The 17,342-nt window shown below is 40.0% G+C and carries 16 protein-coding genes; 13 read left to right on the top strand and 3 right to left on the bottom strand.

Translation table 11 applies throughout. The annotated features are described in order from the left end of the window. Positions 1-13 precede the first annotated feature (13 nt). A complete protein-coding gene (locus D3873_RS09890; protein ID WP_119883883.1) occupies positions 14-214 on the top strand; it encodes a hypothetical protein in 201 nt (66 codons plus the stop codon). Between the two features lie 62 nt (positions 215-276). On the opposite strand, the gene D3873_RS09885 is transcribed toward D3873_RS09890, so the two are convergent. Continuing rightward, on the bottom strand, positions 277-795 hold the full coding sequence (locus D3873_RS09885) for an antibiotic biosynthesis monooxygenase family protein (protein WP_119883882.1): 519 nt from the start codon (positions 793-795) through the stop codon (positions 277-279). Between the two features lie 169 nt (positions 796-964). Here D3873_RS09885 and hemE point away from each other — a divergent pair, with 169 nt between their 5' ends. The 5 genes from hemE to D3873_RS09860 all read left to right on the top strand — a co-directional run bounded on the left by hemE (position 965) and on the right by D3873_RS09860 (position 7,508). After that, positions 965-2,011, top strand: coding sequence for a uroporphyrinogen decarboxylase (gene hemE, locus D3873_RS09880; RefSeq protein ID WP_119883881.1), 1,047 nt, complete (start codon positions 965-967; stop codon positions 2,009-2,011). Between the two features lie 83 nt (positions 2,012-2,094). Next, positions 2,095-3,015, top strand: coding sequence for a ferrochelatase (gene hemH / locus D3873_RS09875; protein WP_119884525.1), 921 nt, complete (start codon positions 2,095-2,097; stop codon positions 3,013-3,015). 35 nt (positions 3,016-3,050) lie between these two features. Continuing rightward, positions 3,051-4,475 carry a protoporphyrinogen oxidase gene (gene hemY / locus D3873_RS09870; protein WP_119883880.1) on the top strand — a complete coding sequence of 475 codons (1,425 nt, stop codon included), beginning with the start codon at positions 3,051-3,053 and terminating at the stop codon, positions 4,473-4,475. A 466-nt stretch (positions 4,476-4,941) separates the two neighbouring features. Then, the gene (locus tag D3873_RS09865; RefSeq protein WP_119883879.1) at positions 4,942-5,508 is read left to right on the top strand and encodes a TetR/AcrR family transcriptional regulator; all 567 of its coding nucleotides are present in this window, start codon (positions 4,942-4,944) and stop codon (positions 5,506-5,508) included. Between the two features lie 74 nt (positions 5,509-5,582). Continuing rightward, entirely contained in the window at positions 5,583-7,508 is a 1,926-nt protein-coding gene (locus tag D3873_RS09860) for a YhgE/Pip domain-containing protein (RefSeq protein ID WP_119883878.1), read from the top strand. Positions 7,509-7,552: 44 nt separating this feature from the next. On the opposite strand, the gene yhfH is transcribed toward D3873_RS09860, so the two are convergent. Beyond that, positions 7,553-7,678: a protein YhfH gene (yhfH, locus tag D3873_RS09855; RefSeq protein WP_119883877.1), complete on the bottom strand. Its 126-nt coding sequence runs from the start codon at positions 7,676-7,678 to the stop codon at positions 7,553-7,555. A gap of 134 nt (positions 7,679-7,812) precedes the next feature. On the opposite strand from yhfH, the gene D3873_RS09850 reads away from it, so the two are divergent. The 7 genes from D3873_RS09850 (at position 7,813) to D3873_RS09820 (ending at position 15,680) form a co-directional block, all read left to right on the top strand. Further along, on the top strand, positions 7,813-8,805 hold the full coding sequence (locus tag D3873_RS09850; RefSeq protein WP_119883876.1) for a lipoate--protein ligase: 993 nt from the start codon (positions 7,813-7,815) through the stop codon (positions 8,803-8,805). Positions 8,806-8,826: 21 nt separating this feature from the next. Next, positions 8,827-9,531 (top strand): response regulator transcription factor, encoded by a 705-nt coding sequence (locus D3873_RS09845; protein ID WP_119883875.1) that lies wholly within the window; start codon positions 8,827-8,829, stop codon positions 9,529-9,531. Next, positions 9,531-10,559, top strand: coding sequence for a sensor histidine kinase (locus D3873_RS09840; protein WP_119883874.1), 1,029 nt, complete (start codon positions 9,531-9,533; stop codon positions 10,557-10,559). Before D3873_RS09845 ends, D3873_RS09840 begins: the two co-directional genes overlap by 1 nt. Continuing rightward, positions 10,540-11,313 (top strand): ABC transporter ATP-binding protein, encoded by a 774-nt coding sequence (locus D3873_RS09835; protein ID WP_119883873.1) that lies wholly within the window; start codon positions 10,540-10,542, stop codon positions 11,311-11,313. The genes D3873_RS09840 and D3873_RS09835 overlap by 20 nt, the downstream gene beginning before the upstream one ends. Next, the gene (locus D3873_RS09830) at positions 11,285-13,222 is read left to right on the top strand and encodes an FtsX-like permease family protein (protein ID WP_119883872.1); all 1,938 of its coding nucleotides are present in this window, start codon (positions 11,285-11,287) and stop codon (positions 13,220-13,222) included. Before D3873_RS09835 ends, D3873_RS09830 begins: the two co-directional genes overlap by 29 nt. 161 nt (positions 13,223-13,383) lie before the next feature. Then, on the top strand, positions 13,384-14,937 hold the full coding sequence (locus D3873_RS09825) for a fatty acid--CoA ligase family protein (RefSeq protein ID WP_119883871.1): 1,554 nt from the start codon (positions 13,384-13,386) through the stop codon (positions 14,935-14,937). 326 nt (positions 14,938-15,263) lie between these two features. Then, positions 15,264-15,680: a putative periplasmic lipoprotein gene (locus D3873_RS09820; protein ID WP_119883870.1), complete on the top strand. Its 417-nt coding sequence runs from the start codon at positions 15,264-15,266 to the stop codon at positions 15,678-15,680. An 82-nt stretch (positions 15,681-15,762) separates the two neighbouring features. On the opposite strand, the gene D3873_RS09815 is transcribed toward D3873_RS09820, so the two are convergent. Beyond that, positions 15,763-17,265, bottom strand: a complete 1,503-nt coding sequence (locus tag D3873_RS09815; RefSeq protein WP_162920182.1) for an FAD-dependent oxidoreductase — start codon at positions 17,263-17,265, stop codon at positions 15,763-15,765. Between the last annotated feature and the right edge of the window lie 77 nt (positions 17,266-17,342).

Genomic DNA, 17,342 nt, shown 5'->3' with positions numbered 1-17,342 from the left:
GGGGGAGATTGGAATGGGATTATTAGGGATATTCATGTGGCTGATAGGGTTAGTCATTACATACTTTGTGATTTACTTAGCCGTGAAAGATGCGATCAATAAATCAGACATCGCTAAAATCTTGGTGGCGAAGTATGAAATGGAAAAGCCGAAACCGATTGTGACGGCTGATGAGATTGAAAGCGAGTTCGAAAAGGACGATACAACTAGATAGAAAAACGATCAAAGACAAAAAAGAGCGTATTGGATTTTCTCATCCGATACGCTCTTTTCAATCTATTCTTCTTCCGTACTTCTTTCTGTGAAATACTTCGTTACATAAGATGCACTAGAGAAAATGTTTGGTTTTTTGTCAATGCCTTCTTCTGTTCCGCGCTTTGCGTGTGCTTTATCGTAAGCAGAAGAAGATTGCCATGCTTCAAATGAGCTAGGTCCAGTCCATTCTGTCACCACAATATACGTATCCGAATCTAAAGGACGTAATACACGAATGGCAATAAATCCTGGTTCGTCTTCAATTGCACGTGCGCGATTGGTAAAACGGTGTTCGAAAATAGGACGTCCTTCTTCTGTGACAGGAATATTATTAAAAACGAAGAAGCCGTTTTCACTTAATTCACCTGCCGAATCAATCACTTCATATTTACGAGGTGTTGCGAATACTGTTTTTCCATCTGTTTCATGAAGTAATACGGCATTTCCTTCGCCATACATAACGACCATTTTTTCGTTCGCGTTTTTCTGTTTTAATGACTTCATAAATTCAGGCGTTCCGTTCGTCAAATAAATGTTCATATGTAATCCCTCCGTTTTCTACAAGTATAACTTTCCCCTGAATAAAAATCTTGAAACAACTCTCCGACACAATTATAGGCAATTCTATGACAATTGACCGAGGAATCTATACAATGAGGGTATATACGTCTATAGTGAGAAGCAAGAAGAAAGGCAGGAACGACGACTTATGAAACCATTTAACGATACTTTTTTACGTGCCGCAAAAGGAGAATCAGTTGTGCATACACCAGTATGGTATATGCGCCAAGCTGGACGCTCGCAACCTGAATATCGAAAGATTAAAGAAAAGTACTCTCTAGAGGAAATTACGCACCAACCAGAACTGTGTGCTTACGTGACTCGTTTACCAGTGGAACAATATGATGTAGATGCAGCGATTTTATATAAAGATATCGTAACACCGCTTCCTGGAATCGGGGTAGATGTAAAAATCAAAGCTGGTGTAGGTCCAGTGATTTCAAATCCGATTCGTTCGAAAGAAGATGTAGATAGACTAGGAGAACTATCACCTGAAGACCATATTCCATTTGTGTTAGAGACGATAAAATTATTAACGACAGAACAACTGAATGTTCCATTAATCGGGTTCTCTGGAGCACCTTTCACATTAGCGAGTTACATGATTGAAGGCGGTCCTTCTCGTAACTACAACAAAACCAAAGCGATGATGGTATCTAATCCAGAAGCGTGGTTCGCTTTAATGGACAAGCTTGCTGATATGATCATCGTCTACACGAAAGCTCAAGTGGACTCTGGAGCGAAAGCGATTCAAATCTTTGATTCATGGGTCGGTGCGTTAAATGTAGCAGATTACCGGATCTTCATTAAACCAGTGATGGAGAAAATCTTTACAGCCATTCAGTCTTATGGAGTTCCAGTAACGACGTTTGGAGTAGGTGCAAGTCACTTAGCGAAGGAATGGCATGACCTTCCGGTAGATGTTGTCGGACTTGACTGGCGATTATCGATTGCAGAAGCTCGCTCTATGGGACTTACAAAAACACTTCAAGGGAACTTAGATCCATCCTTATTATTAGCAGACTGGAATGTCATTGAAAGTCGTGCAAGAGCCATTTTAGATGAAGGGTTGGCGCAACCAGGTCACATTTTTAACTTGGGACATGGTGTCTTCCCAGAAGTAAATCCGGACACGTTAAAACGATTAACTGCGTTTGTACATGAGTATTCACGCGAACGATTAGCACATTCTTAAACGCTTCCTTCTCGAGAAAACAGATAGATAATGGGAAAATAGAACAGAAAATCTAATCTGAGGTGATTGACTTGAAAAAGAAAATGGGATTACTAGTGATGGCTTACGGAACGCCATACAAAGAGGAAGACTTAGAACGGTATTACACGCATATTCGTCATGGACGTCCACCAAGTACAGAAGCTTTAGAAGATCTGCGTGATCGTTACCGTGCGATCGGTGGAATTTCGCCTCTTGCGAAAATTACAGATGACCAAGCAACAGCGCTTTGTGCCCGTTTGAATGAAGTGCAAGATGACATTGAATTTGTGCTATACATTGGGTTAAAGCATATTGAACCATTTGTCGAAGATGCAGTGAAACAAATGCACGAAGACGGAATAGAAGAAGCTGTTTCGATTGTGTTAGCACCACACTTCTCTACGTTTTCCATTAAATCCTACAACGGACGTGCAAAAGAAACTGCAGAAACGTTGGGTGGACCACAAATCACATCAGTGGAAAGCTGGTACGATGAGCCGAAGTTTATTCAATACTGGCAGGAAAAGATCGCGTCAACATTTGCATCTATGTCAGAAGAAGAACGCGCTAAAGCTTGCCTAATCGTTTCCGCTCACTCGTTGCCAGAGAAAATCATTGCAAATGGTGACCCGTATCCAGATCAATTACATGCAACAGCAGATATGATTGCGAAAGCAGCAGGAGTCGAAAACTACGAAGTTGGTTGGCAAAGTGCTGGACAAACTCCTGAGCCGTGGATTGGACCAGATGTACAAGACTTAACGCGCGATCTACATAACGAAAAAGGATACACTTCTTTCGTTTACACGCCAGTTGGATTTGTAGCGGACCATTTAGAAGTGCTTTTTGACAATGATGTCGAGTGTAAAGTTGTGACGGATGAAATTGGCGCGAACTATTACCGTCCGGAAATGCCAAACACACAACCGTTATTTATTGATGCAATGGCAGATGTCGTGTTAAAAAAGTTGAACCACAAATAATCGATTGAAAGTCAGACAAGAAAGTGATGATGAAGATGTCACAACAGAAAAAGAAAATTATCATCATTGGCGGCGGAATCACTGGATTATCCGCTGCCTTCTATATGCAAAAAGAAGCGAGAGAAAAAGGCTATCCATTAGAGATTACACTCATCGAATCTTCTCCACGTTTAGGAGGGAAAATTCAAACGCTTCGAAAAGATGGCTTCATAGTGGAACGCGGACCGGACTCCTTCTTAGCGAGAAAAGTGAGCTTTGGACAGCTTGCAGAAGACTTGGGTATTGAGGACCAACTAGTAAAAAACGCAACAGGACAAGCGTATGTTTTAGTTGGTGAAGAACTCCACCCCATTCCTGCGGGGTCTGTAATGGGGATTCCGACTGAAATTTCTCCGTTTGTTACATCCGGTCTCTTCTCGTGGAGTGGAAAAGTCCGGGCTGCTGGTGATTTTGTTTTGCCGAAATCAAACATTCAAGGAGATCAATCGCTCGGTCACTTTTTCCGTAGACGTTTTGGAAATGAAGTAGTGGAAAACTTAATTGAACCATTGTTATCTGGAATATATGCAGGTGATTTGGACCGACTAAGTTTGCAAGCAACCTTTCCGCAGTTTGAAAAAGTAGAACAAGAGCATCGATCGCTCATACTTGGAACAAAACGGACTACTCCGAAGTCTCCTACAAAAGCAAAAAAAGAAGGAATATTCCGTACGTTCCGTGATGGATTAGAAACTATCGTTGAATCGCTTGAACAAGCACTGACAGATGTTCAACTTTACAAAGGAGTTCGTGCAGAACGCCTTCAACAAGTTGGCGAGCAGGTAGAAATAACATTAAATACAGGCTCGACATTACAGGCAGACGGTATCATCCTTACTACTCCACATGGCGTAACGAAATCGTTATTAGAAGAACATGGAATCATGGAAGAATTTGAAGAAATGCCATCTACTAGTGTGGCAACAGTTGCGATGGCATTTAAAGAAGACCAAGTGCAAATTTCTAAAGATGGTACTGGATTCGTTGTTTCTCGAAACAGTGACTACTCGATCACTGCTTGTACATGGACTCATAAAAAATGGCCAACAACTACACCAGAAGGTCATGTACTGATGAGAGGATATGTAGGTAGAGCAGGAGACGAAGCAATCGTTGATCTATCCGATAAAGAAATTGAAAAAGTTGTGCTAGACGACTTACGCAAAACAACGAAAATCGATGGAGATCCTTTATTCACAGTCGTAACCCGATGGAAAGAAGCAATGCCGCAATACGTCGTCGGTCATCAAGATCGTGTACAACGTGTCAAAGCTGATTTAGCCACTAAATTACCTCATGTGAAACTAGCAGGAAGTTCCTACGAGGGACTTGGATTGCCTGATTGTGTTGATCAAGGGAAAGCAATGACACGCGAACTTCTGGATGAACTTTTTTTGAAAGAAGTAGTTGTCGCGAAATAAGAAACTGTAAATGACTCTCTTTTAGCGGAGAGCATTTACAGTTTTTTGTTTGGTGTTGATGAGCTGGCGATAAATGTTGACTGGCTCTGTATTCACGCGTTTTGTTTCTGAATATAGGATAATGACGCGAGTGTCCTAATGATCACATAAAGTGTCCTAATAATTACGCAAAGTGTCCTAATAATCGCGGAGAGTGTCCTAATGATTGCGGAGAGTGTCCAAATAATCGCGCGAAGTGTCCTAATGATCGCGGAGAGTGTCCTAATAATCGCGCAAAGTGTCCTAATAACTACATAAAGTATCCTAATAATGAAGTAAGTATCTTTATTCACTCTTGAAAACAGCTAAAACATCTTAGTATGAAGAAGTTTTGTCTTGGAATAAACAACACCCCTTGCAATCTGTACTAAAGCGTGTATAATGACTTTAAGACCAAATTAGTATTTTAGTCAGAATGAGGTGAAACATGGATCGAAGAAAAGAAATTTTGGATGCTGCGACGCGTTCGTTTTCGATTTTTGGCTATAAGGCTACAACAATGGATCAAGTGGCAAAGCTTGCAAACGTAGGAAAGGGAACAATTTACACCTTTTTTTCTACGAAAGAAGAGTTATTTCATGAAATTGTTTTTTCGATGATTGAAGAAATGACGTTTGAAAAAGACAAAGTGATTGATGAAACAAAACCATTCGATGAAAATGCTCTTGCCGTTTTAATGAAAATGTTGGAGTTTCGCGAGAAACATGCATTGTTTGCGAAATTAATACAAGAAGAGCGAGAAATGGGAACACCAATTGTTCAAGAAGCATTAAACCAAATTGAACGGAAAATTATTGGGTACATTGCAGAGCATTTACAACTTGGCATTGATAGAGAAAAAATGCGAGAAGTAGATGTAGAGATCGTCTCGTATCTGTTACTCAAATCGTACTTGGCGTTAGCGGTAGAATGGCAGAAAACGCATGAATCGATTTTATCAGAGAATCAAATTACACGTGTGTTCCATGATGTGATTTTTAAAAGTCTCGCGTAAGGGACTTTTTATTTCGACTAAATTGACCATGTGAATAATTTAGTCAATTAGTTAAAGAACAAGGAGGAAACAAGTTGAAAGCAGAGTTACAACAAATTTTGAAAAACCGAAAGTTACTTATTCCGATTTTAGCTGTACTTTTTATCCCAGTATTATATGCGGGAATGTTTTTATGGGCATTTTGGGATCCGTATGAACAATTAAAAGATTTACCGGTAGCGATAGTCAATGAAGATGCCGGCGCAACTGTCGAAGGAGAAACACTTCAACTCGGGTCAGATGTTACGGAGAAATTGGTGGATGGACGCCAATTTTATTTTCAAGAAATGACCGAAAAACAAGCAGAAAAAGCACTTGAAAACAAAGAAATTTACATGATGGTGCATATTCCATCGGAATTTTCCGATCATGTTACCACGCTCTATGACGAACAACCAAGCGACGTCATCATCGATTATGTGCCTAATGAAGGCTACAATTTCCTATCTGCACAAATCGGGGATACAGCAATGGAAAAAGTTCGTGCGGAAGTAAACAAAGAAATCGTTGCAACTTACTCCACGAAAATGATTGATGGAATTGATGAAATGAAAGGCGGCATCACAGAAGCTGCAGATGCTGCAACAAAATTTGCAGACGGAACTAATTCCCTTTCTTCAGGTACAACTGAATTGAAAAATGGAGTACTGACATTAAAAAATGGTGCTACACAATTTCAAACAGGATTTACAGCATTACAAAGTGGTATTACTTCTTATACAAATGGCGTAAACTCATTATCTGCAGGACTTACGAAAGCCACTTCTTCGGAAGGACAGTTAGTAAATGGTATTAGTCAAGCGTCTGCTGGTGCTACTTCATTAACAAATGGAGCATCAAAAGTTGCTGCTGGGAATGAAGCACTAGCAACTGGGATCGAGTCGTTCTCACAGAAATTAGCACCTGTTTTAGCATCACTCCCGGAAGAACAGGCGAATTCTTATAAAGAAGCACTTGCTCAAATGCAAATGTCGAGTAAAGCACTTGCACAAGGTGCAAATGACGTATCAAAAGGGGCATCCCAACTGTCTAGCGGACTTACGCAAGCAGAAAGTGGTGCGAACAAATTGTATGCTGCACATCAACAACTGTCCGATGGTGCAAAGACACTGGAAAGTAAGTCGCCAGAATTAAGTGCAGGAGCAACAAAACTTTCGAACGCAGCAACACAATTGGCTGCTGGTAGCGACAAATTAGTAAACGGTTCGGAAAAAGTGGAGAATGGCGCACGAGCATTAGATGACAACATGCACGTGTTTGCAGATGAATTAGAAGATGGTGCGACGGAAGCGGCATCGAAGTCGTTAAATGGCGACAACACGGAACAAGCAGCGGCACCGGTTTCGGTTGTAAAATCCGCTGTGAATCATGTGCCAAACTACGGATCAGGATTTGCACCTTACTTCCTATCACTAGGATTGTTTGTCGGTGCACTTTTAATTTCCATCGTATTCCCGCTAGTTTTACCAGCCGGTGAAGTGAAAAGCGGCATTCGATTAGGTTTGAGTAAAGCTGGAGTGTTAGCAATCGTAGGTGTTGTTCAAGCACTTCTTGCTGATGCGGTCTTGATTTACGGATTAGGGTTAGATGTTTCTCAGCCATATTTGTTTGTCTTGCTCAGTATCGTCACAAGTTTTGCCTTTTTAGCAATCGTCCAACTACTCGTATCGGTTCTTGGAGACCCAGGAAGATTTGTGGCAATTGTCATATTGATTTTACAGTTAACGACGAGTGCTGGAACATTCCCGCTCGAGTTAATTCCAACATCGTTACAACCATTTAATGCGTTTTTACCAATGACCTATTCAGTGGAAGGAATGAAAGATGCCATTTCATCAACAAATGTTGACTCTGTATGGCAATCGATCGGTGTACTCGCTGCGTTTATGGCGGGAGCATTTATCTTAACACTCGTATTTTTCCAAACGAAATTTCGGAAAAATGTTGCAACAACAAACTAAACAACATGTAAAAGCCCGATCCTAAATTGGACCGGGCTTTTGTGTTAGTTTTGAAGGCATTTGTCGCAAGTATTGCCGTAGCATTCGTGCTGTTCTTCGATCGTTTCACCACACGTTGTACATTTTTTTGCAGGTAGGTTACGGAAAAATTCTAACACGTTCTCTATCATATAGACCCTCCTTTAACTGTATTATTACTGTTTTAAATTAAATTGATTGTATTATAACAGTTTATGTATGTCAACACAAAACCTCTTGAATGATTTATAGTAGTAACTAAAGAGATTGGAAAGGGGAAATAACGATGCAATTTGTAAATAACCAAGGAATTACGGATCCTCGTATTAATTTAGCGATAGAGGAATACGTATTAAAAACGATGGATGTAGAAAAAGATTCGTTCTTTTTGTTTTATATTAATGAACCATCTATTATCATCGGGAAAAACCAAAATACAGTAGAAGAAATTAATACGGACTATGTGGAGTCAAATGGTATCCATGTGGTGCGCCGATTATCAGGCGGTGGAGCAGTTTATCATGATTTAGGGAATTTGAATTTTAGTTTTATTACAAAAGATGATGGAGATAGTTTCCGTAATTTTAAAAAGTTTACGCAACCAATTGTTGATGCATTGAAAGACTTAGGGGTAGATGCTGAGCTATCTGGTCGAAATGACATCTTGGCTGAAGGTAGAAAAATTTCAGGTAACGCTCAATTTTCGACCAAAGGGAGAATGTTTAGTCACGGTACGTTGCTATTTGATTCAGAAATGGATGCTGTCGTGTCAGCATTGAAAGTACGTAAAGATAAAATTGAGTCAAAAGGAATTAAATCAATTCGTTCGCGTGTGGCGAATATAATGGAGTTCCTTCAAGATCCCATTACAATCGAGCAATTCCGTACGAAAATTTTGCATTCTATTTTCGGTGGAGCTGAAAATGTGCAAGAGGTGGAATTAACGGAACAAGATTGGGAAAACATTCATACCTTGTCAAAAGAACGTTACGCAAATTGGGATTGGAACTACGGGAAATCTCCAGCGTTCAATTTAGAACATCGTGAACGTTTTCCTCAAGGTGGTATCGATGTAAAACTACAAGTGAAAAACAATAAAATTGAAGACATTCATATTTATGGAGACTTTTTCGGTCTTGGAGACGTGGCAGATGTGGAAAATGCACTTAAAGGCATTTCGTATGAACAATCTGCTATTCAAACTGCGATACGAGACATCGATATTGAGAAATATTTAGGTGGAATTTCTCGTGAAGACTTTGTCAAACTCGTGTACTGATCCGAGAAAGGAGCCAATCGTATGCCGCAACATCGAATTTTTATCGTAGAAGATGATCGGAAAATTGCTGCTTTATTAGCCGATACTCTTCGCAAATATCAATATGACGTGCAGATTGTCGAGGATTTCGATCGTGTATTAGACGAGATGAAAGCATTCGATCCGCACTTAATCTTATTGGATATCAATTTGCCAACGTATGACGGGTATTATTGGTGTCGTCAATTTCGATTAGAAACGACTTGCCCTATCATATTCATCTCTGCTCGTTCTGGTGAAATGGATCAAGTGTTTGCGCTAGAAAATGGTGGAGACGATTTCATCACGAAACCATTTCACTATGAAATCGTCTTAGCGAAGATACGTAGTCATTTACGAAGAACGTATGGGGAGTATGCTTTAAAGACGGAAGAACGAACGTTGAAACAAGGTAAACTTTGTCTTTATTTAGAGCGAATGGAACTTCACCTTGGGAATGAAATCATTCCTCTTCAGAAAAAAGAAACAACCATATTAGAGTTGTTATTTGCCGAACATCCAAAAGTCGTGACCAGAGAGAAGTTACTAGAAGAGTTATGGGATGATCAATCATTCGTCGACGAAAATACATTGAATGTAAATATGACTCGCGTTCGAAAAAAACTTGCGGATTATGGGATCAAATCTACATTAGAAACCGTCAGGGGAGCAGGATATAAATTCGTGCTTCATCCGGAGGAAACATAATGTATCTCCGTCTATTTTTACGAGAACATATAAGCTATGTCGTTTTTCAACTAGTCATGGTGTTGTTTATTTTATCTCTTTATTGGCTGGACGGATTCCGAAATATCGATACGGCGGTATATTCAATAGTCATCAGTATTTTGCTAATCGCTGCATTCTTGGCTGTTCGGTTCATGAAAAGAGTATCGTACTACAAAAAAATCATGTCTAAACCGTCTACGATGGAAGCTGTTCTGCAACGCGATGCGAATTCACCGGAACAAGTGGAAGTCGATGCATTTTTACAACAATTATACAAAGTGTATCAAAGTGATGTGCATGCGCTTTATTCCAGTCAAGCGAGGCACCTTCAATTTATGAATCAATGGGTGCATCAAATGAAAACGCCTATTTCCGTGGTGGAGCTTCTGTTGCAAGAAGCAGAACTTGATCGCGCAAGTGTGCAAGAAGAAATCGACCGCTTGAAACGTGCGCTTGAGACAGTCTTGATGAATGCGCGTCTTGATACATTTGAAGATGACATGCAAATTGAACAAGTTGAGTTGAAACCATTATTAACAAAAGTTATTTCAGACCACAAACGGTTATTCATTACCCATCAAACCTTCCCAGTAGTAGATGTAGAGGAAGGAATAGTCGTCGCGTCGGATCAAAAATGGCTAACGTTTTTGTTCACTCAGCTGATCACGAACGCAATTAAATATACGTTTGATTCAAACAAAAAAGTGTACGTTCGTACGGAAATAGAGAAAGGAAAGCTGCATGTGTCAATTCGTGATGAAGGAATTGGAATTCCTGTTTCGGACTTACCTCGCGTGACGAAAGCATTTTTCACAGGCGAAAATGGACGGAAGACTGGGGAAAGTACTGGTATGGGATTGTATCTTGTCAAAGAGATAACTGATAAGCTAGGACATTCCTTTACGATTCAATCGGAGGTTGGGAAAGGAACATGCGTAAAGATTGTGTTTAATGAGTTCTTTATCCAAGGAAAGGGAGGTGCAATCGATGGCGATACTGAAACTTGAAGAAATTACGAAAGTGTACGAAGGGAAAGTAACCCATCGTGCACTTCATCAATTTAACTTGGATATTGAAAAAGGGGAGTTTGTCGCAATCATGGGACCGTCCGGTAGCGGCAAAACCACACTTCTAAATATTATTTCCACTATAGACTCGCCAACATTTGGCTCTGTGACGCTTGATCAAGTACAACCAGAGGAAATGACTAAACAAGAGTTAGCGCTTTTCCGGCGGAGAAAATTGGGCTTTGTGTTTCAAGACTTTCATTTACTTCAAATGTTGACGGTGGAAGAAAATATCATCTTACCTTTAACGCTCGATGGAAAATCGGTGGATTTTATGAAGAAAAGAGTGGAAGAGCTGCAGGAAAAACTCGATTTAACTTCTATCCTCTCTAAACGTCCAAATGAATTATCCGGTGGACAAGCGCAGAGGACAGCAATTGCACGTGCGTTAATTCACCAACCGACGTTTATCCTTGCAGATGAACCAACAGGGAACCTTGATTCGAAAGCTTCTCGTGATGTGATGGAGCTACTTGTGAAAATAAACCAAGAGCAGAATACGACAATTGTGATGGTAACGCATGATCCAATCGCCGCAAGTCACTGCGACCGGGTAATATTTATTAAAGATGGAGAGTTTTTTAACGAGATTTATAGTGATGATCGGAGACAAACTTTTTTCCAACGCATCTTGAATGTGCTTAGCCTTCTTGGAGGAAACGTCAATGACCTTTCAACAGTTCGCTTACCGTAATGTCATTCGCAATTTGCGAATTTATGCTGCGTTTTTTATGGCGAGTGTATTTTCGGTTATGGTCTTTTTTATGTATTCGATGTTGTTATTTCACCCGAAAATTGAGGACCAATTTTTACGTGAGGTTGCCTCGAGCGGAATGCTAGTAGCCGAACTCATACTCTATATTTTCACGTTGTTCTTTTTGTTTTACTCCATGAGTGCTTTTTTACAAGCAAGGTCGAAGGAATTTGGACTTTTACTACAGCTTGGGATGGAAAAAAGACAATTAAATTTACTCGTATTTTTAGAAACGCTTATTCTTGGTGCTATTTCGATTGTGACAGGAATTTTGTTCGGATACGCATTTACTAAATTCTTCTTTATGATCGTACGGGAATTGTTACTATTAGATAGCCTTCCTCTCTATGTTTCATGGGAACCGTTTGCCCTCACAATTGGTGCATTCGCCAGTTTGTTTGTTATTATCTCGTTTACGTCCGTGGTATTTATCCGCGAACAAAAAATTATTGAGTTAATGAGAGGGTATTTAACACGGGATGATTTAGAACAGTATTCCACTTGGAAAGCTTTGGCCGGGATGCTTATTTTGGTAGTTGTGTATGTTCTTGCGACGTTCACTTCAACGCAAATAGTCTCCACACTTATTATTACGCTGCCGCCTTTAGCGACCATTGGAACGTATTATTTTTTCACACATAGTGTGCTGTTTTTACATGATTTAATTCGAAAACGAAAAACGTTGTATTGGCATCGGTATCGACTTATAGCTGTATCAGAAGGGGCAATTAAGCTCCGAGAAAATGCACGCATGTACTTTATTGTAACCATTGTGACGACTATTGCCTTTTTATCTGTGGGGACTTTAACTTCGCTCACATCTTACACAGGGCAGTTTCGAGCAATGAATCCACTCGGGTTGATTTATACGAGCCAGCTTGATAATGATCTTCGCATTGCGCATTTAAGTAGTTTACGGAAAGAATTAGAAACAGAAGGACTATCGTATTCTATTGTTCCTTTTCTAGTGAAAAAGCAGACGTCTTCGGCAACACAGTACCCTATATTGATCGTCCGTGAATCGGATGTAAATGCACTTGCAGTGTCACTCGATTATCCAGTAGTGGATATCGCAAAATCCGAAGCGATGTTTTTCCCTTATTCGGAAAGTTCGATTGATCAACTAGAAAACAAGACGACACAGACCGTGTTGCAAGAAAGCAATGTGCCAGTCACCGTTTCAGGGGTTTATCCAAAACTGCTGTTTCCTTCCATGATTATCGGAGCGAATGTGATTATTGTAAGTGATGAAGACTATTCTCAAATCACCCAACCAAGTCAACTTGCAGAAGTTGAAGAAAATGACGCATTTTATTTTTATGCATTTAATGTTCCAGAGTGGCAGCGAACTAAAAATATTGGGCTAAAACTCGACGCTATTTCTAATGGATACGATAACAATGTAGACGCACTACCATTTTACTTCGAGAACCCAGGACTCAATTATTCCTTCATCCGAGCTACATTTTCCTTGTTATTATTTACAGGGTTACTTGTAGCAGCAGTATTATTACTAGCAGCAGGAAGCTTTATTTATTTCAAGCTATATACAGGACTTGAACATGACAAAATGCAGTTTGCAACGTTGCGTAAAATTGGATTAACGGATCAAGAACTCGTGAAAATTGTTAATAGACAATTGCTACCCCAATTTTTCTTGCCGTGGAGTATTGCCATCTTACACAGTGCGTTTTCTTTCTTGTCGCTCCAAGTATTTTGGAACAACTTAGCAGAGATTTCTATTCTACGAGAAATGGTATTAGTGTTAATCGGCTTTACCGTGATTCAAGTCATTTACTATTACTTAATACGATGGCGTTATTTAGACCACGTTAGAGAAGCGCAGTAAGAGAGGAGAAATCCTCTCTTTTTTTGACGAGTGGAAATGAAAATTTCTTATTGTAGCATAATTTTTACGTGTTGAAGCGTTGTATTGTCTGAACATTTCTTTTATAATGAAAAGTACGAATAATGAATGACGATTCATTCAATTAAAAAGGAGCGAATAAGATGAACTTAGTAACTTCCGTCCATGAAACTGCAAAGACCCAACCTGGAAAAACCGCGTACCATTTCATGGGAAAAGATACATCGTATGCTGAATTTGACCAAACAGTTTCCATGTTTGCCAGTAGTTTAAAATCGTTAGGTGTTGAAAAAGGAGATCATGTTGCATTCTTACTTGGTAATACACCTCATTTCTTGATTTCGTTATATGCAACAATGCGTATTGGCGCAACAGCGATTCCAATCAATCCAATTTATACTCCAGATGAAATTTCTTACATCATTCAAAATAGTGATGCAAAAGCAGTTATTGCGCTAGATATGCTGCTACCTTTAGTAGAAAAAGCGGCAGCTGCATTCCCATCTGTACATAACTATATTATTTGCGAAACTTCTGCGGACGCTGCAGACAAAATTGCTGCACTCCCGGCTTCTATATTGCCAAAAGTGAAAGCGTTTTCTCAGTTATTAATGGGAGCCACTCCAGATAGTTTGCCAGAAGAAGTAAGTCAAGATGACACGGCCGTCATTTTGTACACTTCTGGTACAACTGGTCGCCCAAAAGGAGCAATGCTGACCCACGGGAATTTGTACTCAAATGCTCGTGACACAGCCGACTATCTTCATTTCACGGCAGAAGATCGTGTTATCGCTACATTACCAGTATTTCATGTGTTTGCTTTAACCGTTGTGGTCAATGCACCACTTATAAAAGGAGCAACCATTCTACTTGTACCGAAATTCAGTCCACAAGATGTCTTTGCAACAGCTCGAGCACATAAAGCTACGGTGTTTGCAGGAGTACCAACAATGTACAACTTCTTGTACCAATTCCCAGAAGGACAAGCATCTGATTTTGACACGTTACGCTTAGCTATCTCTGGAGGTTCTTCATTGCCAGTAGCATTGTTACACAACTTTGAAGATAAGTTCAATGTACGGATTTCCGAAGGGTATGGATTGTCGGAAGCATCCCCTGTAACGTGTTTCAATCCTCTAGATCGTGACCGGAAGCCAGGTTCAATCGGAACTTCCATCATGAATGTGGAGAATAAAGTCGTCGATGAGTTAGGAGAGGAAGTAGCAGTTGGTGAAGTAGGCGAATTAATCGTTCGCGGACCAAACGTAATGAAAGGCTACTACAAAATGCCTGAAGAATCCTCTGCTACCATTCGTGACGGCTGGCTGTATACAGGCGATTTAGCGAAAAAAGACGAAGAAGGATATTTCTATATCGTAGATCGTAAAAAAGATTTGGTGATCGTCGGAGGCTACAACGTTTATCCACGTGAAGTAGAAGAAGTATTATTTGCACATCCTGGTATCGTGGAAGCAGCAGTGATTGGCCTTCCAGATGCGGATTTCGGTGAAGCGGTGTACGCGTATGTCGTGAAAAAAGATGACGCTCTAACGGAAGAAGATTTATACGCGTATTGCCAAGAACATTTAGCAAAATATAAAGTACCTCGTAAATTCGAGTTCTTAGCGGAACTACCGAAAAACACAACAGGGAAAATTTTACGTCGTTCATTAAAAGACCAAGCAACGGAAAAATAGATTGTATCTGAAAATGCTGTGAGCTCAACGCTCATGGCATTTTTTAATGGAGAGAATAGAAGGGAGTGGTTAAGGAGGACAGGTAAAACATGCAAAAATCGGGCGCAAACATGCAAGAAACAGAAATATCCTGTCAACGAGCGCTAAAAACATGCAGAAATTAGAAATATCCTGTTATTATACGCTAAAAACATGCAATGAGCCAAATTTTTCCATAAAAAACGAAAGTATTTCGAGCTATGTTAACATTCAAATTCCAATTAAAGGGATTTTCCCATTTTTATCGAATAGGTTAAAAAAATCCTTTTATATGAAAGAGGTACGCAATGAAAAAACTTTTTGTACTTTCCATCGCTATTTTGTTTCTTCTATCTGCCTGCAACGAGCCAAAAATAACGTCCGAACAGATTGAAGCTGCATTTGCGGAAAATGGCTTGGAACTAACCGAGACGGAAAAAAATATCGATTCCATTTTCGGGCAACGATTAAATTGGGAAAAGCCAAAAGTGTATGATTTAAACGGAAGAACGTTGTACCTTTTTCTCTATCGTTCGTCTAAAGGAAGCGATGAAGGGCTAGAAGATTTTCAAAAAGCAACAGCTAGTATGGATCTGGTTTCCTTTAATGTGTACCAAAAAGAAAATGCACTACTCTTTTTTGTGCACGAACAATCTTTAGATGAAAAAGTAGTCGAGGATGCGTACATTCTTAAAGCGCTAGATGAAATCACAGTAAAAGAATGACGTGCATGCATAAGCGATAATTGTAAGACCACAAATAGAAAAGGTGAAATCCAATTCGATTTCACCTTTTTCCTGTGTTTAGTTATACTTCGTTTTTACGATCCAGTGGTTTCACGGCAGGACCTTCTATTACATCTCCATCAATTGTAAATCTCGATCCATGACACGGGCAGTCCCAGCTTTTTTCCGCACTGTTAAAGGCAACATCGCATCCTAAATGTGTACATATCGGACTTACTGCATGAATCGCTCCTTGGTCATCGCGATATGCTGCTACTTTTTCTCCATTTAATAGCACGATGTCACCACAACCATTTGCCAATTCATCAATAGAACCGCTTGGGTTTTTCATTTTCCCTTTAAGCAACTCTTTTCCGACATTCATATTTTCTTTTAAAAACTGAGACGATTTTTCGGAAAAAGAGCTATCACGATGTGGATCGAACAAATCTTCAAACCGGTTGTCTTTTTTCATGACGAGATCAGTTAGTAAAAGGGCCGCAACGGTTCCATTCGTCATTCCCCATTTATCAAATCCAGTTGCCACAAACAATTCTTCCCCTTTGTCCATGCGCCCAATATAGGGGAGATGGTCGAGTGTTTTAAGATCTTGCGCGGACCATTTATGCGTGATGGAAGTTGCTCCCCAAGTAGATGTAGCTTCCGATTCTAAACGTTCATAACTTGACTCCATCGGTTCCTCTGACTGCCCAACTTTGTGCCCCTCTCCGCCAATGAGTAAAACACTTTCTCCAGTCTGTGTTTTCACAGTTCGATACGAACGTTTTGGTTCATCGACGCTAATGTACATGCTCGAGATATTGGGTATGTGTTTATTCGTCAAAATAGCATAAGAACGATACGGACTTAATTTTGAGAAGTAAAGGTCTTTCCATCGAAGAAATGGATAATGCGTTGCAATGATCACATGGTCCGCCTCAATCTCATGGCCATTCTCCAGCGATACGGAATAGATTTTTCCTTTTGAAACGTCGATTGCACGACTGTTTTCACGAATATCGACTCCTTTTGCTACTGCCTTTTCCAGCAACGCAAGAAGGTATTTGACAGGATGGAATTGTCCTTGTTTTGGCAATGAAAGACCATTCCTTGCTTCTGGAAGAGGCAAATCCGTCAATTCTTCATAAGGAATCGATAGTTTTTTATATGCGTCACGTTCATTATCAATTGTTATTTCTCCGTTTTCTGTTGTGGCATAGATGACAGCAGACTTTTCTTCCCAATCACAAGAAATCGATTCTTGTTGTATCCAATTTTGAATGGATTGCAAGGCTTCTGTATTCGCTTCGTAATAAGCACGAGCACGCGCTTCATCAGTACTGTGAAGTAATTCTTGATAGATTGGGCCGTGTTGCGCCGTTACTTTTGCGGTTGTAAAACCAGTTGTTCCATGTAAAAGCGATGTTGCCTCTAAAAGCGTGACTTGTTTTCCTTCTTTTGCTAATAAATACGCTGCGGTGATACCTACAATTCCTCCCCCAATAATGCACACATCTGTTTTAGTAGAAGTAGCCAGTTGCGGAAAGGATGGAATGTGATTTTCTAGCCAATAAGATTGATTCACTACGAACACACCTTTTTATCAGTATCTTTTCCCTCTTTCACCCTAAATATGCCAAACTTCTGAAGTTTGAAAGTCTC

The organism is Paenisporosarcina cavernae, assembly GCF_003595195.1.
Classification (GTDB): Bacteria; Bacillota; Bacilli; order Bacillales_A; family Planococcaceae; genus Paenisporosarcina; species Paenisporosarcina cavernae.
The sequence above is the reverse complement of the archived record's forward strand: the minus strand, read 5'-3'. Positions and strand labels throughout refer to the sequence as shown.

Coding starts and splice junctions, on each gene's coding strand:
- D3873_RS09890 (WP_119883883.1), top strand. CDS start 14: ATGGGATTATTAGGGATATTCATGTGGCTGATAGGGTTAGTCATTACA.
- D3873_RS09885 (WP_119883882.1), bottom strand. CDS start 795: ATGAACATTTATTTGACGAACGGAACGCCTGAATTTATGAAGTCATTA.
- hemE (WP_119883881.1), top strand. CDS start 965: ATGAAACCATTTAACGATACTTTTTTACGTGCCGCAAAAGGAGAATCA.
- hemH (WP_119884525.1), top strand. CDS start 2,095: ATGGGATTACTAGTGATGGCTTACGGAACGCCATACAAAGAGGAAGAC.
- hemY (WP_119883880.1), top strand. CDS start 3,051: ATGTCACAACAGAAAAAGAAAATTATCATCATTGGCGGCGGAATCACT.
- D3873_RS09865 (WP_119883879.1), top strand. CDS start 4,942: ATGGATCGAAGAAAAGAAATTTTGGATGCTGCGACGCGTTCGTTTTCG.
- yhfH (WP_119883877.1), bottom strand. CDS start 7,678: ATGATAGAGAACGTGTTAGAATTTTTCCGTAACCTACCTGCAAAAAAA.
- D3873_RS09850 (WP_119883876.1), top strand. CDS start 7,813: ATGCAATTTGTAAATAACCAAGGAATTACGGATCCTCGTATTAATTTA.
- D3873_RS09845 (WP_119883875.1), top strand. CDS start 8,827: ATGCCGCAACATCGAATTTTTATCGTAGAAGATGATCGGAAAATTGCT.
- D3873_RS09840 (WP_119883874.1), top strand. CDS start 9,531: ATGTATCTCCGTCTATTTTTACGAGAACATATAAGCTATGTCGTTTTT.
- D3873_RS09835 (WP_119883873.1), top strand. CDS start 10,540: ATGGCGATACTGAAACTTGAAGAAATTACGAAAGTGTACGAAGGGAAA.
- D3873_RS09830 (WP_119883872.1), top strand. CDS start 11,285: ATGACCTTTCAACAGTTCGCTTACCGTAATGTCATTCGCAATTTGCGA.
- D3873_RS09825 (WP_119883871.1), top strand. CDS start 13,384: ATGAACTTAGTAACTTCCGTCCATGAAACTGCAAAGACCCAACCTGGA.
- D3873_RS09820 (WP_119883870.1), top strand. CDS start 15,264: ATGAAAAAACTTTTTGTACTTTCCATCGCTATTTTGTTTCTTCTATCT.